At 62.6% G+C, this 15,462-nt stretch carries 12 protein-coding genes and 1 tRNA gene; 4 read left to right on the top strand and 9 right to left on the bottom strand.

From position 1 onward, the window contains the following. The first annotated feature begins 5 nt into the window (after nucleotides 1-5). From A8B82_RS06530 to A8B82_RS06520, 3 genes are all read left to right on the top strand, one after another. On the top strand, nucleotides 6-962 hold the full coding sequence (locus A8B82_RS06530; protein ID WP_067289862.1) for an ABC transporter permease: 957 nt from the start codon (nucleotides 6-8) through the stop codon (nucleotides 960-962). Between the two features lie 160 nt (nucleotides 963-1,122). Continuing rightward, on the top strand, nucleotides 1,123-1,938 hold the full coding sequence (locus tag A8B82_RS06525) for an ABC transporter permease (protein WP_067289859.1): 816 nt from the start codon (nucleotides 1,123-1,125) through the stop codon (nucleotides 1,936-1,938). Then, a complete protein-coding gene (locus A8B82_RS06520) occupies nucleotides 1,935-3,572 on the top strand; it encodes an ABC transporter ATP-binding protein (protein WP_067289856.1) in 1,638 nt (545 codons plus the stop codon). The genes A8B82_RS06525 and A8B82_RS06520 overlap by 4 nt, the downstream gene beginning before the upstream one ends. Before the next feature lie 603 nt (nucleotides 3,573-4,175). Here the strand turns inward: A8B82_RS06520 and A8B82_RS06515 are convergent. Next, on the bottom strand, nucleotides 4,176-5,009 hold the full coding sequence (locus A8B82_RS06515) for a hypothetical protein (RefSeq protein WP_067289854.1): 834 nt from the start codon (nucleotides 5,007-5,009) through the stop codon (nucleotides 4,176-4,178). A gap of 6 nt (nucleotides 5,010-5,015) precedes the next feature. Then, a complete protein-coding gene (locus A8B82_RS06510; protein ID WP_067289851.1) occupies nucleotides 5,016-5,207 on the bottom strand; it encodes a hypothetical protein in 192 nt (63 codons plus the stop codon). A gap of 209 nt (nucleotides 5,208-5,416) precedes the next feature. Between A8B82_RS06510 and A8B82_RS06505 the strand changes: the two genes are divergently transcribed. Beyond that, a complete protein-coding gene (locus tag A8B82_RS06505; RefSeq protein ID WP_067289848.1) occupies nucleotides 5,417-6,253 on the top strand; it encodes an alkaline phosphatase family protein in 837 nt (278 codons plus the stop codon). A gap of 148 nt (nucleotides 6,254-6,401) precedes the next feature. Here A8B82_RS06505 and A8B82_RS06500 read toward each other — a convergent pair whose 3' ends face one another. The 7 genes from A8B82_RS06500 to A8B82_RS06470 form a co-directional block, all read right to left on the bottom strand. Then, nucleotides 6,402-7,352 carry an alpha/beta hydrolase gene (locus tag A8B82_RS06500; RefSeq protein ID WP_235604631.1) on the bottom strand — a complete coding sequence of 317 codons (951 nt, stop codon included), beginning with the start codon at nucleotides 7,350-7,352 and terminating at the stop codon, nucleotides 6,402-6,404. Next, nucleotides 7,349-9,214 carry an acyl-CoA synthetase gene (locus A8B82_RS06495; RefSeq protein WP_067289843.1) on the bottom strand — a complete coding sequence of 622 codons (1,866 nt, stop codon included), beginning with the start codon at nucleotides 9,212-9,214 and terminating at the stop codon, nucleotides 7,349-7,351. The genes A8B82_RS06500 and A8B82_RS06495 overlap by 4 nt, the downstream gene beginning before the upstream one ends. Before the next feature lie 146 nt (nucleotides 9,215-9,360). Continuing rightward, nucleotides 9,361-11,163, bottom strand: a complete 1,803-nt coding sequence (locus A8B82_RS06490; RefSeq protein WP_067289840.1) for an ABC transporter transmembrane domain-containing protein — start codon at nucleotides 11,161-11,163, stop codon at nucleotides 9,361-9,363. A 193-nt stretch (nucleotides 11,164-11,356) separates the two neighbouring features. Beyond that, nucleotides 11,357-11,430 (bottom strand) — tRNA-Gly (locus A8B82_RS06485). A gap of 138 nt (nucleotides 11,431-11,568) precedes the next feature. Further along, complete coding sequence (locus A8B82_RS06480) at nucleotides 11,569-12,603, bottom strand: pyridoxal-phosphate dependent enzyme (RefSeq protein WP_067289838.1); 1,035 nt, start codon at nucleotides 12,601-12,603, stop codon at nucleotides 11,569-11,571. Nucleotides 12,604-12,654: 51 nt separating this feature from the next. After that, nucleotides 12,655-13,221 (bottom strand): hypothetical protein, encoded by a 567-nt coding sequence (locus A8B82_RS06475; protein WP_067289836.1) that lies wholly within the window; start codon nucleotides 13,219-13,221, stop codon nucleotides 12,655-12,657. Then, nucleotides 13,221-15,461: a xanthine dehydrogenase family protein molybdopterin-binding subunit gene (locus tag A8B82_RS06470; protein WP_067289833.1), complete on the bottom strand. Its 2,241-nt coding sequence runs from the start codon at nucleotides 15,459-15,461 to the stop codon at nucleotides 13,221-13,223. The genes A8B82_RS06475 and A8B82_RS06470 overlap by 1 nt, the downstream gene beginning before the upstream one ends. Nucleotide 15,462: the final 1 nt, after the last annotated feature.

Genomic DNA, 15,462 nt, shown 5'->3' with positions numbered 1-15,462 from the left:
CGGATATGCATCCCATCCTGAAACTCATTGCCCAGCGCCTCGCGCTGGGCATCCTGCTGCTCTTTGCGGCCTCAATCCTGATCTTCGCCGGCACCTCGATCCTGCCCGGCGACGTCGCCCAATCCATTCTTGGCCAATCGGCCACCCCCCAGGCGCTGGCCAATCTGCGCGAACAACTGGGCATGAACGAACCCGCCCTGACCCGCTATTTCTCCTGGCTTGGGGGTTTCCTGCAAGGCGATCTTGGCACGGCGCTGACCAATGGCCGCGACATCGCGGAAAGCCTTGGTGGACGCCTCAAGAACACGCTGTTCCTTGCCTTCTGGGCCGCTGCCATCTCGGTGCCGCTGGCGATTTTTCTCGGATTGCTTGCGGTCCGCTACAAGGACCGCTGGCCGGACAAGCTGATTTCCGGCATCACGCTGACCACCATTTCGATCCCTGAATTCATGATCGGCTATGTTCTGATCTACTGGATCTCGATCAAGCTGGGCTGGTTTTCCTCTGTTGCGATCATCAATGACGGCATGACGCTGGGCCAGAAACTGAACGCCATTGCGATCCCCGTCATGGTGCTGACCCTCGTGGTGCTGGCCCATATGATGCGCATGACCCGCGCCGCGATCCTGAATGTGATGCAATCGGCCTATATCGAAACCGCCGAGTTGAAGGGCATGCGGATGCTGACGATCATCCGCAAACACGCCTTCCCCAATGCCATCGCACCCATCGTGAACGTGGTGATGCTGAACCTGGCCTACCTGGTTGTTGGCGTCGTGGTGGTAGAGGTCGTCTTTGCCTATCCCGGCATGGGGCAATACCTGGTGGACCACGTCAGCAAACGTGACGTGCCGGTGGTGCAGGCCTGCGGGCTGATCTTTGCGGCGGTTTATATCGGGCTGAACCTGATTGCCGATATCGTGTCGATCCTGGCCAACCCCAGGCTGAGGCATCCAAAGTGAATTTTTCCCCGAAAAAATTCACGCCGCGCGACCAAGCGTCTTTTTGCAAAAAAGGCGCGGGGAGACGCCCGGTAGCGTTCAACCAAACAAGGGACGGTGGGCGGGGTGCCTTGCGCGCCAGCGCAACAGCGCCGCATGCCGTCCACCGAAAGTCACTGATATGAAAAATATCCCCATATCCGCCATGATCGGCCTGTTCTTCACCGGCCTCTACTTTCTCATGGCCGTCTTCGCCCCCCTGATCGCCCCCTACGGCATGGCCGAAACCGTTGGCGACGTCTGGGAAGCGCCCTCTTCCCAGTTCCTGCTGGGAACCGACAGCATCGGGCGCGACCTCCTGACCCGCCTGATCTACGGCGGGCGCACCACGATCTTCATTGCCACGATGGCGACCATCCTCAGTTTCGTCACCGGCTCGGTCCTTGGTTTCTTTGCCGCCGTTTCGGGCGGCTGGATTGACCAGACGATCTCGCGGCTTGTGGACCTGATCATGTCGATCCCCTCACTGATCTTCGCGCTGGTGGTGCTCTCGGTCATGCCAACCACCACCACGATCCTCATTGTGCTGATGGGGCTGCTCGATTCCACTCGCGTCTACCGGCTGGCCCGCGCCGTGGCGGTCGACATCACGGTCATGGATTATGTCGAGGCGGCCCGCCTGCGTGGCGAGAAGATCGGCTGGATCATCTTTCGCGAAACCCTGCCAAATGCGCTCTCGCCGCTGGTGGCCGAAATGGGCCTGCGCTTCATCTTTGCGGTGCTCTTCATCTCGACCCTGTCGTTCCTGGGCCTGGGCGTGCAGCCGCCGCTGGCGGACTGGGGCGGCATCGTGAAAGAGAACAAGGAAGGCATCAACTACGGCATCCAGGCGGCCCTCTACCCGGCCTATGCCATCGCCACACTGTGCATCTCGATCAACCTGGTGGCGGACTGGATCCTGAACCGTACCACATCACTGAAAGGGGGCAGAGGATGAGCGATCCCCTCCTCAAGGTCCGTGGCCTCAAAATCGGCGCGACCATCTATCCGCCCGGCGAACGGCCCCGCGATATCGAAATCGTGCATGGCGTCGACTTCGACCTGGAGGCCGGCAAGGTCCTGGGCCTGATCGGCGAATCCGGGGCTGGCAAATCGACCATCGGCCTGGCCGCGATGGCCTATGGCCGGGGCGGTGTGGAACTGACCGGCGGCGAGGTCTGGGTCAATGGCCGCGACATCCTGCAGACCGGTGTCGGCGACGTGCGCCGCCTGCGCGGTGGCGAGGTAACTTATGTCTCGCAATCCGCTGCCGCGTCCTTCAACCCGGCCAAAAAGATCATGGAACAGGTGACAGAAGCCGCGATCCGCCAGGGCAAGTTTTCCCGCAAGGAGGCCGAAAGCCGCGCGGTTGAATTGTTCAGCAAGCTGGGCCTGCCGGACCCCGAAACCATCGGCAACCGCTATCCGCATCAGGTGTCGGGCGGTCAGTTGCAACGCTGCATGACAGCGCTTGCGCTTTGCCCCGAACCCGACCTTGTGGTGTTTGACGAACCCACCACCGCGCTGGATGTGACCACCCAGATCGACGTGCTCGCCGCCATCAAGGAGGCGATCCGCGACACCGGTGTTGCCGCGCTCTATATCACCCACGACCTTGCGGTTGTCGCACAGGTCAGCGACCACATCATGGTGCTGCAACAGGGCGCGATGGTTGAATACGGCACCACGGACCAGATCATCAACAACCCGCAGGAAGAATACACTCAGGCGCTGGTTTCCGTCCGGTCAATCCAGCACGAGGAAAAACAACCCACCGACAATCCGCTGCTGCGGGTGGAGAACATCACCGCGCGTTACAGGGGCACGGATTTCGACGTGCTCAAGGATGTGAACGTGGAACTGCACCCCGGTCAGACTCTCGCCATCGTGGGCGAAAGCGGCTCGGGCAAATCGACGCTCGCACGGGTGATCACCGGCCTTCTGCCGCCCAGTGATGGGCAGATCGTGTTTGACGGGCGCAACCTGTCGCCTGCGCTGGCGCAGCGCAGCTACGAGGACCTGCGCGAGTTGCAGATGATCTATCAGATGGCCGACACCGCGATGAACCCGCGCCAGACCGTCGGCACGATCATCGGGCGGCCGCTGGAGTTCTACTTTGGCCTCAAGGGCCGCGCAAAGCAGGAGCGTATTCAGGAACTGCTGGACGAGATCGAACTGGGGACGGGTTTTCAGGACCGCTATCCGGCGGAACTGTCCGGCGGGCAGAAACAACGTGTCTGCATTGCCCGCGCGCTGGCCGCCAAGCCCAAGCTGATCATCTGCGACGAGGTGACCTCGGCGCTCGACCCGCTGGTGGCCGATGGTATCCTGAAACTGCTGCTCAAACTGCAAAAGATCGAGGACGTGTCCTATCTTTTCATCACCCACGATCTGGCGACGGTCAAGGCGATCGCGGACAGCATCGCGGTGATGTATCAGGGCGCGGTTGTGCGGTACGGGCCAAAGTCGCAGGTGCTGGCCCCGCCTTTCGATGCCTATACCGAACTGTTGCTCAGCTCGGTGCCCGAGATGAAACTGGGCTGGCTGGAACAGGTCATCGAAACCCGCCGCATGGAAAGCGCCGGAAACTAGGTCGCGTTTTTCCCCGAAAAAACGCGACCCGCGCGACCAAGCGTCTTTTCAAAGAAAAGGCGCGGGGAGGCACCCGGCTGGGCCGGGCCGCCTTGTTCCCCTTTGCCCTGCCCCTACCTGTCGAAAGCCATCCGAAAGCGACACAAACCTATGGATTTTCTGAATCCTGTCGCAAGGCCGTGCCAAGCAATCCCGACTCGAATGCCAAGCATTTCCGACCCAACCTGACCTTCAGTGCGGGACACGTGAGGGTTCGTTATGCGGACGAAGCGGCCGTTCGCAACAAAACCCCAAGCCGCGCATCGACGGGCCGTGGTGCGGCGATCCGACCGTCGTGACTGGCACTTTATGGCAGCCACGCACTTCCCAATTATGCGTGGCACACGACAGCAGCCAAATCGCCGTGCCAGGGGACGGCCCGGCGATGCGCGGCGGCCTGCGGCCTTGATTCCGCGCGGGGGGTTAGTGGAAAGGGGCTTTTTTCCCGCCGTCCTCTGCAATTTTCACGGATGACCGCTTCGCCCCTGCCCCGTGCGCCAGACGGAGCACAGCGCTCTGGGTCAGCAATGTGACACAAAAGTCGGTTTTACTTGGCAACTGCCCCTACCCCGTGCAGCGCGCGGCGTATGTCTCGAACAACCGCCGCGCCTCCCGGTCCTGCGTATCCTCGGCGGGGGTGCCGTCGAGCGTCCAGGCCTCCAGCGCCTCGACCAGCGGCCCGATCCCCTCACAGGGCTGTTCATAGTAGAGTTCCATCTGCACCCGGTACTGCACAATCATCCGCCGCAGCGCCAGGGTGCGCGACGACACCGCGACGTCATCCGTCATTCCGTAAGCCACCCCCAGTTGCTTGCGGGCCGCTTCAAGGTCAAAGGCATCCCCCTCCGCCGCCAATATCCGGCCCTTGAACGTGGCAAGGTTCACCCGATCAGTTGCAGTCCGGGCAGCGCTGTCCAGGGTTTCAGCGATCTGCCAGGCATCCTTGGTCCGGCCTTGCTGCAACAATTGATCGGCAAGGATCTGCGCCTCTGAGGGTTGAAAAAAATCCGGCTGCTGCTGCCAATATGCGAATGTCTGGCTGACCAGCCGCTGCCGCAATCCGGCATTGGCCGCCTCGAAACTGCTGGAACCTGACAGACCATCCGCCTCGTTCAGCGCATAGGCCTTTTCATTCAGCTTCTGGATTTCGCGCAGATTGCTTTCAATCGCGCTGACGGTGGCGCGGTCCTGCCCCTTATAGCGCAGGTAGACATCGTCGTAGAACGTGTAGCAGGCCAGAACAAAGGCCAGTGGCAGGCCAGAGAGTTTGACCCAATCCTTCCAGTCATTGTCACTGTACCACCGCTTGCCCCGGCGGGAGTCTTCCGCTGAACGCTCGAATGCGCTGAGCCGGGCGCGCAGCCGGTCGTTCTCTGCGCGCAGGTCATGATCCGCCACAGGCGCTTACCAGTGTTCTGATCTTGCGTGCCCGCAGCGGGCACAGTCAAATCCACCCGGAGGATCGACATAGCTGGGGCAGCCGCAGCCCGACACGGTGCATTTGCCCGTGCCCATTGTCGGTGCGTCACTCCCGGTGCCGTCGGTCGGTTTCGGCATCAGCTTTTCGGCATCTGTTTCCAAGGTCCAATGTTTCATCACAATACTCCCTGATTCCAATCTCGCGATGCTACCACAGGCCGGATTTTCGCCAAAGCGGCTCGGCGATGCTATTCGCCCATTCCCCCGGCAGATCGACAGCGCCGAAACGTCGGAGCACGACAGCCCCGCACCCATTTGACCAAAGGTTAGCCGTTGCACCGCGCCCGCGCCTGCGGTCATATGACCTCAATCAAGGAGGCCCCGACATGGACAACAAACTGCTGCTGATCATCCTCGACGGCGTGCCCTACCGAAACTGGCGCAGGTTGTTTGGCAATCTCGAAGGCTGGGTGCAGTCCGGCGATGCCCGCGTCTGGAAAAGCCGGGCGGTGCTGCCCTCGATCTCGGCCTCCTGCTATGCCTCGATCCACACCGGCGTCGCCCCGGCGGAGCATGGCTGCACCGGAAACGGCAACGTCTTTCGGCTGGAGCACAAGGACGTGTTCAGCCAGGTCCGGGCCGGCGGCGGCGTGACGGGCGCAGTGGCGCATTCCTTCTGGTCGGAGTTCTTCAATCGCCACCCCTTCGACTATGTGCGTGACATCGAATACGACGAGCCCGACAGCGACACCATCAACCACGGCAGGTTCCACACGATGACCGGCTATGGGTTGGTCAACCAGATGACGCCTTCGGACGTGGATCTCTTTGCCACATTGACCAACCTGTGCCTGCGGTTCGGGCTGAACTACGGCATGTTGCACACCTGTACGCTGGACAGCATGGGGCACCGGTTTTTCCACGATTGCCAGGAGATGGACCATGCCTGCGCGGTGATGGACGAGATGCTGGCGCCCTTCATCTCGAAATGGATGGCGGCAGGATACGAGATCATCGTGACCGCCGATCACGGTCAGGACGAACGCGGCCACCACGGCGGGCGGGGCGAGTTGCAACAGGATGCGGCGCTGTATTATTTCGGCCCCGCCGAAGGACCACGCGAGGACACCCTGATTGACCAGTTGCAACTGGCCCCCACTATCCTGCACCGCCTCGGCGCGCCGGTCGCGGACACGATGAAAGCGGCGTCCTTTTTGAAATGACGGGAGCGTACCCCGGAGTTTTCAAAAACTCCGGTCCGCTTTCTTCGAAGAAAGCGGTGCATGCGGTTGTTCGACCTGCGCCAGTTCGCCATCGGAGTTTTCAAAAACTCCGCACCGTTCTTTTCGAAAAGAACGGGATCCGAACCTTTCAGTCCGGCGCGTTCGCATAAGGCCACTCACCGCGCCCCAGTGCCCCGATCCCATCCACCACCTTGTCAAAGAAGGCCGCCGCGCGGGTGGACATGCCGCGTGCACGCAAACAGCCATGTACCATGCCGGGTTCATTGAACCAGACCGCCTGCCCGCCCGCGCCCAGCACCTTGTCGCGATAGGCACCGCCGTCGCCGGCCAACGGATCACATTCTGCCGTGATCAGCACGCTGGGCGGCAGGCCTGAAAAATCCGTATCGCACAGCGGGGCAAATCGGGGATCGTCCGTCGGCGGCGCGCCGTCTCCGACACGGACCTTGTGGTAAAACGCCAGATCCGCAGCCGTAAGCTGTGGCGCATTGGCATGTTCCACATAAGACCCCTGCCCCAAGTCGCCGCCCAAGCCCGGATAGATCAGCACCTGCCCGACAATCCGCCCCGGCACGCCTGTGCGCGCCTGATGCGTGACCGCAGCCGCCAGATTACCGCCCGCACTGTCGCCCGCCATCATGATGGGGCCGGGATGGACCTTTGCAATCGCCTCGAACGCGGCATAGGCGTCGTTGAAACACCCCGGAAACACGACCTCTGGTGCCAAGCTGTATTCCACCGAGATCACGCGGTATCCGGTGCGGTCACAGATCGCCGCACAGATGTCATCGTGGCTGTCCAACCCACCAACAACGAAACCGCCGCCGTGGTAATAGACCACCGTGACATCCGTCGCCGCTTTCTCGTAGATCCGGCACGGCACCGCCCCATAGGGCATATCCCGCACGACGATCCCTTCCGGACGCCCTTGATCGAAGATGCGGCACATCTGGTCATAGACGTGCCGCTGTTCCCTGATGGTCATCTCGACCGCGTCAGGCGGATAGGCCGCATCAAGTCGCGCGATATAGGCCCAGGTCTCGGCGTCGATCAGTTGGTCATAGTCCGGGGTGCTCACGCCCCCTCCCATGGCCGGGTGAAGCTGTCGAGCACCGCACCAACGTCCTGCTCCGATGCGCCGTTCATCGAAACCTTGGCAACCAGGCCGCGTTTCTTGTCATCAATCACATGATCCACGCGTGCGGCGCAGCCCGCATCCGTCAAGGCGGCATCATAAACGCGCGTGATCGCATCCTTGCGCAGATCGGGCTTGAAAATCTTGCCGACTGCCGTTTTCGGCAGTTCCTTCATGATGGTGACATGCTTGGGTTGGGCGGCACGCTCGTGGACCTTTTCGGTGCAATAGGCCAGCAGTTCTTCCGCGGTGGCCTCTGCCCCTTCGACCAGTTCCACATAGGCGCAGGGGATTTCGCCCGCATGGGCATCCGGCTGTCCAATGGCCCCGGCAAAGGCGACGGCATCATGCCCCAAAAGCGCCTCTTCAATCTCGGCAGGATCAATGTTGTGCCCGCCGCGAATGATCAGGTCCTTGGACCGTCCGGTAATCCAAAGGTAGCCGTCCGCATCCATCCGGCCCAGGTCACCGGTGCGCAGGAACTTACTCTTATAATACAGATCCTTGTTCTTGTCCGCTTCGGTATAGGTATTGCCCACATAGACACCGGGGTTCGACACGCAGATTTCCCCCACCTCGTCGACGCCCAGTTCCTTGCCGTTGCTGACGATCTTGACCTCTGTGTAGGGGAAGGGAATGCCGATCGAGCCCACCTTTTTCAGCCCGTCCACCGGATTGCCAGAGATCAGGCAGGTTGCCTCGGTCATGCCATAGCCTTCGACAATCGTCATGCCGGTTGTCTTCTCGAACCGGCGGAACAGTTCCAGCGGCAGGGGGGCGGAGCCGGAGAATGCGGTCTTCACGCTGGAGATATCCGCATTCACCGGGCGCTGCATGGTAGCGGCAAGGGCGGTTGGAACAGAGACCACAAATGTGACCTTCCAGCGTTCCACCAGCTTCCACAGATTGTCGAATACCCCTTCGCCGCGATAGCCCTGCGGCGTCGGGAAGACGATGTGCGCACCCGAAGACAGCGCCCCCAGCAGCATCACCTGGCAGGCCATCACATGGAACAACGGCAGCGGGCACAGCATTACGTCATCTTCGGTCAGCAGCAGTTCGGACCCGATCCAGCCGTTGTAGATCGTCCCCGAATAGAGGTGCTGGGCCACCTTCGGCATGCCCGTGGTGCCGCCGGTGTGGAAATAGAAGGCCACCCGGTCTTCCTGCACGTCTTCAAAGGTCAGCTCCTTGGGCTGCTTTGCAATCTCGGCATTGAAGTTCAGGTACTTCGCCTGGTTTCCCGTCAGTCCCTTGGGCCGGATCAACGGCACAATCCAGGATTTCGGCGGCGTCAGATAGCGGACAAGATCGACTTCAAGCACCGTATGAACGCCGGGGGCAAGCTTGACCGCCTCTGCCGTCTTTTCGGCCACGTCAGTCTTGGGGAAAGGCCGCAAGGTGACCACCACCGATGCCCCGGTCTCGCGCAGAATCGAGCCGATCTGTTCGGCGTCCAGCAGCGGGTTGATGGGATTGGCGATCCCCGCCACGCCACCGCCCAGCAAGGCCAGTACGGTTTCATTGCAGTTTGGCAAGACATAAGCCACGACATCCTTCGGCCCGATGCCCAAAGACCGGAACAGGTTCGCCGTCTGGCTGACCTTGTCCTTGAGCTGGGTCCAGGTAAAAGTCTCGGCCTTGTCCTTGGGGCCGGAAAATATCTGGTAGCTGATGGACTTGTGGTTCGGAAACTTTGCCGTTGTCCGGCTGATCAGACCATAAAGCGTTTTTGGCAAATCCCGATCTGCCCAAGCCATTTCGCCTTCAATCTTCTCGCGGTCTTCGATACCACTGTATCCCATGAACTATCCTCCCCAAATGCCGGTTTCCGGCTGAATTTTTCCTGGGTCAAGGATGCGATGAAAACGGGGCATTCGCAAGGTAATGTCCACCCGTAACACCGTTAAATGACGTCGCGGCAGGGCCGTAGAGTCAGAATTTCCCGTGTCTATTCGGCAGCAATGCCATCGGTGAATTGCAGCCGTGCCAGCCGGGCATAAAGGCCGCCCTTGGCCACCAGGGCGTCATGGGTGCCGGTCGCCACCACCCGGCCCGCTTCCAGGACAACGATGCGGTCGGCCTTTTTCACGGTCGCCAGGCGGTGCGCCACAATCAATGTTGTGCGATCCTGGCTGAGGTGGTCCACCGCCTGCTGCACTGCACGTTCGCTCTCGGCATCCAGCGCACTTGTCGCCTCGTCTAGCAACAGCACCGGCGCGTCCCGCAGGATGGCGCGAGCAATGGCGATGCGCTGTTTCTGCCCGCCCGACAACATGACGCCACGTTCACCAAGGTAGCTGTCATACCCATCGGGCAATGCCGCAATGAACTCATGCGCGGCGGCGGCCCTTGCCGCGGCCTCCACTTCTGCATCTGTGGCCTCCGGCCTGCCAAAGCGGATGTTTTCCGAGGCCGAGGCGGCAAAGATCACCGGGTCCTGCGGCACCAGCGCAATCGCGCGGCGGAACGCATCCCGCGCCACATCGCGCAGGTCCACGCCATCCAGCGTGATGCGGCCCGAGGCCGGATCGTAGAACCGCAGGATCAACTGGATGATCGTGGTCTTGCCCGCCCCGGACGGGCCGACGAAAGCCACAGTCTCGCCCGGCCGAATGTCCAGCGTCACCCCATCCAGCGCGGCGGTGCCGGGTCGCGCAGGGTATGAGAAATGCACGTCCTCGAACACGATCCGCCCGCGTACCGGGTCGGGCAACAGGCCCTGCTTCACCGGGTCCTGCACAGTGTCCTCGGCATGCAGCAATTCGACCAGCCGCTCCGTTGCGCCCGCCGCGCGCTGCAACTCGCCCCAGATTTCCGACAGCGCCGCGACGCCGCCCGCGACCATCACCGCATAGATCACGAACTGCACCAGCGCGCCGGGGCTCATATTGCCCGCGCGCACATCATTGGCACCGATCCACAGCACCCCGACCACGCCGGAGAAGACCAGAAAGATCACGATCACCGTCATCGCGGCGCGCGTCTTGATCCGGCGGCGCGCGGCGTCGAACGATCCTTCGGTCATGCGGGCAAAGGCATCGCGGGTGACGGTTTCATGGGTAAAGGCCTGCACCGTCTGCACCGCGCCGAGGCTTTCCGAAGCGTTGCCCGACGACGCCGCGATCCAGTCCTGATTTTCACGGCTGATGACGCGCAACCGGCGGCCCAGCACCAGGATCGGGATGACGACCGCAGGCACGATCAGCAACACCAGCCCCGTCAGCTTGGCCGAGGTCAGCAGCATCAGTGCAAGCCCGCCTGCGAAAATCAGGATGTTGCGCAGCGCGATGGAAACGGATGACCCGATGACGCTGAGGATCAGGGTTGTGTCGGTGGTGATCCGGCTCAGCACCTCGCCGGTCATGATCCGTTCATAAAACGCAGGGCTCATGGAGATCACCCGGTCGAAGACCGCGCGCCGGATGTCGGCGACCACACGTTCGCCCAGCCGCGTCACCAGCGCATAGCGCAGCCCGGTGCCGACAGCCAGCAGCGCCGCGATGCCCAGGGCAGCCAGAAAGTAGCGGTCCAGCAGTTCCGTTTCGGCAGAGCGGAAATTGTCCACCACACGGCGCACGGCCAAAGGCAGGGTCAGCGAGACCATCGCCGTCATGACCAGCGCCATGACAGCCAAAACCATCAACCCGCGATAGGGCAGCATGAAAGGCAACAGCGCCCGAAGCGCGCCGATCTGCCGCGACTTTTCGCGTTCTTCGGTCTGGGTCGGTGCGGGTACAGGTGCGCGTGCCATTGATCGTCCTCTTTTACAGCGTCCGGCCTTTGACCTGAGGTAGACCCCCATCTCCAACGTCCCGAGAGCGCATAGCGCGGCTGGGTATCGGAGTTTCAGTTTCAAGGCCGGTCGCTTTAGTCGTGACGTGTCATGGCGCGGCAGCGCGCAGGGGTCAAGCGCAACAGATGTCGCAGTCGATGTCTGGAAGGGCTGGAGCGGGCGGCGGGAATCGAACCCGCATCATCAGCTTGGAAGGCTGAGGTCTTACCATTACACAACGCCCGCGCAGGGATTGAGTTAAGTCATCCGATCCTGAGCGTCAAGCAGGGCAATGCCAGCTTTCAGGTCACAGGCGGACTTAACCGCCTTTTGCGGTACGCCCCCGACCTGCCCTGGCTGCCCCAGGGCTAGGCTCTGGACCCATTAACCTTCCGGGCCCTCGCTAAGGATACACAACACCGTTGCCTCTGGCGTGATGCCAAGGGCGCGCTTGCCATCCTCGCCAAGGGCCAGCAGGGCGGCAATGCCAGCCGCCCCCGAAGGTGTTGACGCCAGACCGGCGACCATCGCGGTCCCTGCGCCCACCTGTGCCTCTTCCTCGGTGATCAGCGCATAGGCATCCGCATCGCGGGCCAGCCCCTTGAGGGCGATCAGTGATGGCGTCTTGCAATCCAGCCTGCCCATGTTGCTGGCCGGGCCCTGGGTGGTGATCGCCCTGCCCGCTGCGACAGAGCCATGCAGCGCCGGGGCGACCGCCGGTTCAACCACGACAATCCGCGGACCGTTCCCCCAATGCGCCCGTGCGAAGGCGGCACAGGCCCCCGCCAGCCCGCCGACCCCGGCTTGCAAAAAGACATGGCTGGGTGCCTGCGGCATCTGGCGCACCACCTCTGCCATCAGCGCGAGGTAGCCTTCCATCACCGTCAGAGGGTCTTTGGTATATCCCGGCCAGGCCGTATCCGACAAAAGGTGCCAGCCCTGTGCGCGGGCCTCATCTTCTGCCGCCTGCATCGCCTGCTCGTAGACCGCTCCCACGCGGCGCACCTCGGCCCCCTGCTCTTTCAGCCGGTAGGCAAAGGGTTCCGGCACCGTTTCGGCAATGTAGATGACTGATCTGGCACCAAAGGCCGCAGCACCTGCCGCCACGGACAGCCCGTGGTTGCCCGCACTGGCCGTCACATAGGTCCGGCCCCGCGCCGCCGCGCCGTGGCTTGCGATGACATAAGCGGCCCCCAGTGCCTTGAAGCTGCCCAGCCCCATGCGCCCGCGTTCATCCTTGACCCAGACCTGGGCCACACCCGCCTCCACCGCGATGGCCTCGGCCTCCAGCAGCGGGGTCTCTGCGGCAACCGGACAGCGCGCCAGCAGCGCCTCAACCCGGTCCGCATCCGCGACAGGGAAAGGAATGTCATTCAGGCCGGAAACAGCAACGGGTCGCGCAACGCTCAAAATATCCATGGGTTACCGGACACGCCGACGCAGTCCACGTCAAGTGGTGCGCGAGCCTGATCAGTCGCAGGGCGCTCCGGCAGCGCCCCATATCTCCACATCGGCGGCGATATCCTCGGGCGTGCCGTCGGGCGCAGATCGGCCCGCGCCGGGCGCGTAACCCCAGGCCACGAAAGGCGAGGTCCGCAGGTGTTCGGCAAGCTCCGCGATGTCATTGCCATCATTGGTTTCCGGGTTGCGCATCTGCGTGCATATCTCGGCGCTGGACTTGCCCAGCCACTCCAGTTCGACCGGGGGCAGACGCCAGGCATCGTCGATATGGGGCGGCGCATGGGGGACGGTATTGGCCCTGTCCGCAGTCACATGGCAGGTCCGGCACGGCGTGCTCAGCGCACCGATCCGGGTCTGGTCCGCCAGTACGCCCATGCCGTGCACCGTATCGACCCCGTAGCCCAGCCCGTTCCACATCGGTTGACCGCTGTCCCCCACATGGCAATTGGTGCAGCGCGGATGCGAGACTTTTTCGAAGATCCGGTCCCAGGCGGCAAGGCCCTCTTCCCGGCTGGCAATGGTTTCCTGCGCGGCCAGGGGGGTGGCCAGCAGCAGCGCTGCAACCAAAAGACGCATCAGACGAAATCCACATGTTTGGAAAACGGCAGTTCGCGGATGCGCTGCCCCGTCGCGGCAAAGATCGCATTGCCCAGGGCAGGCGCGGCAGGTGGCACGCCCGGTTCACCGATGCCGCGTATCTTGTCGCCGTTTTCGAGACCGCGCACCATGATCTGTGGCGTCTGGTACAGGCGCATCCCCTCGAAGACGTGGTAATTGTCCTGCTGGGCCACGCCACCTTCATAGGTCAGTTCGCAGTTCATCGCATGTCCCAGCCCCCAGATCACCCCGCCCGAAAGCTGCGCCTCAAGATTCACCGGGTCCAGCACCCGGCCCACATCGGCGGCAACAAATACCTTGTCGATGCGGATACCGCGATCGGTGTTGGTGACTTCGACCACCTCGGCGACAGGCACGCCGAACGCAAGGGTAAAGGCCACGCCACGGCCGCGCCCTTCACCCAGGTCGCTGCCCCAGTCAGACATCTCTGCCACAGCTTCCAGCACCTTGCGCGACGTGTCGTGCCAGCACAGGCGCAGGCGTTCCTCCATCGGGTCGGCCCCTGCGGCATGACACAGTTCATCCAGGAAACTCTCATGCAGGAAGCCATTGCCGGATGCCCCCACGGACCGCCAGGAACTGACCGGCACCATCGGCGGCACGCGGTAGCCGGTAACCCGGTAATCGGGAATGGCATAGGGCTGGTCCCACGCACCTGCAACGATGGCGACGTCCGGCCCGATGGAGGGCTGGCCCAAACGGCCCAGCGATGATGCGGCAACAGAAGGGGCCGCGATGCCCAGATCATAGGCCACAACCTGACCATCCGACACCGCACCGCGCGCGCGGCTGATTGCCAGCGGACGGGGGAAGTCGTGGGTCATGTCCTCTTCCCGGCTCCAGACCATCTTGATCGGCGTATCTGGCATCTGCACGGCAATTTCGACCGCCTGACGGACGTAATCGTCGTCCAACCGGCGGCCAAAGCTGCCCCCGGACATCAACACATGGACAAAGACGTTTTGTGCCTCAAGCCCCGCGACCGCTGCGGCACCGTCCTGCACGAAACGCGGGATCTGCGTGCCGGTCCAGATGTCCAGACGACCGTCCGTCAAATTCACGACCACCGACATCGGCTCCAGCGGGGCATGCGCCAGATAGGGGATGCGGTACTCTGCCGCCAGCACATCCGCGCCGTCGAGCGCCGCATCCACATCGCCTTCGTCCTTGAACCGGCTGTCCTGCCGGTCCTCGACGAAAGAGGCGGCAACATCGGCAAACTGCGCGGCCGTATCGCCAATATATGGAGACGGACCCCAATCTGCCTGAACCGCATTTGCCGCCTGAAAAGCGCGCCAGGTGTTGTCCGCGACAACGGCAAAGCCACCGGTGATCGGGATGATGGCCTGAACCCCGCGCATCACCTCTGCATCGGTCGCGTCATAGCCCTGAATACCGCCACCAAGTGCGGGGTTGGTGCGGGTGGTGGCATACACCATGCCCTCCATCACCATGTCGATGCCAAATTCCTGCGTGCCGGTGGACTTGGCAACGATATCAGTGCGCTGATGATCCCGCCCCAAGGCCCGCCATGTCGAAGGGTCGCGCAGGGTGACATCCTGGACCGGTTCAATCTCTGCCGCTGTGGCGGCCAGATCGGCATAGGAAAGCCGCATTCCGTCAGGCAGCACCACGGCACCATTTTCGGTGCTCAGCTGATCGCGGTCCAGACCGGTTTGCCGGGCCGCCGCCGCCAGCAGTGTCTCGCGGGCGACAGCGCCGGCATGGCGCAGACGGTCATACATATCCGGCACTGTCGATGATCCGCCGGTCAGTTGCAGCCCCAGAAATTTGCCGACAACATCCGCCGCCCCACGCCCGGTGCGCGCCATCATGCTGTCGGAGGTTGCGGCAATCGGCATGCCTTCTGCCGCCAACACGCCGTTGTAGTAGGCGGCCGACGGCATGCCCGGATCAATCCGCACCTCGGCCAGGTCCACATCCAGTTCCTCTGCCAGCAGATGCGCCTGGACCGAATAGGCCCCCTGCCCCACATCCGCGCGCGGGGTGATCAGCGTCACGCCCTGCGCATCCACCTTGACGTAAGGGTTGAACGCAGCCTCGCCCGGTTTCAGATCGGCAAGCAGCGGGTTCTTGACGTCCCGCTTGTACATGTAGGTGCCAAAGGCGACACCGCCCAGCACCGCGACCGACCCCACCAGAAAACTGCGCCGCGCGATGGTTTTGACCCGTCCCATG

Source organism: Sulfitobacter sp. EhC04 (assembly GCF_001650875.1).
Lineage (GTDB): Bacteria > Pseudomonadota > Alphaproteobacteria > Rhodobacterales > Rhodobacteraceae > Sulfitobacter.
Note: the sequence above shows the minus strand (reverse complement) of the source record. Positions and strands in the feature narration are given on the sequence as shown.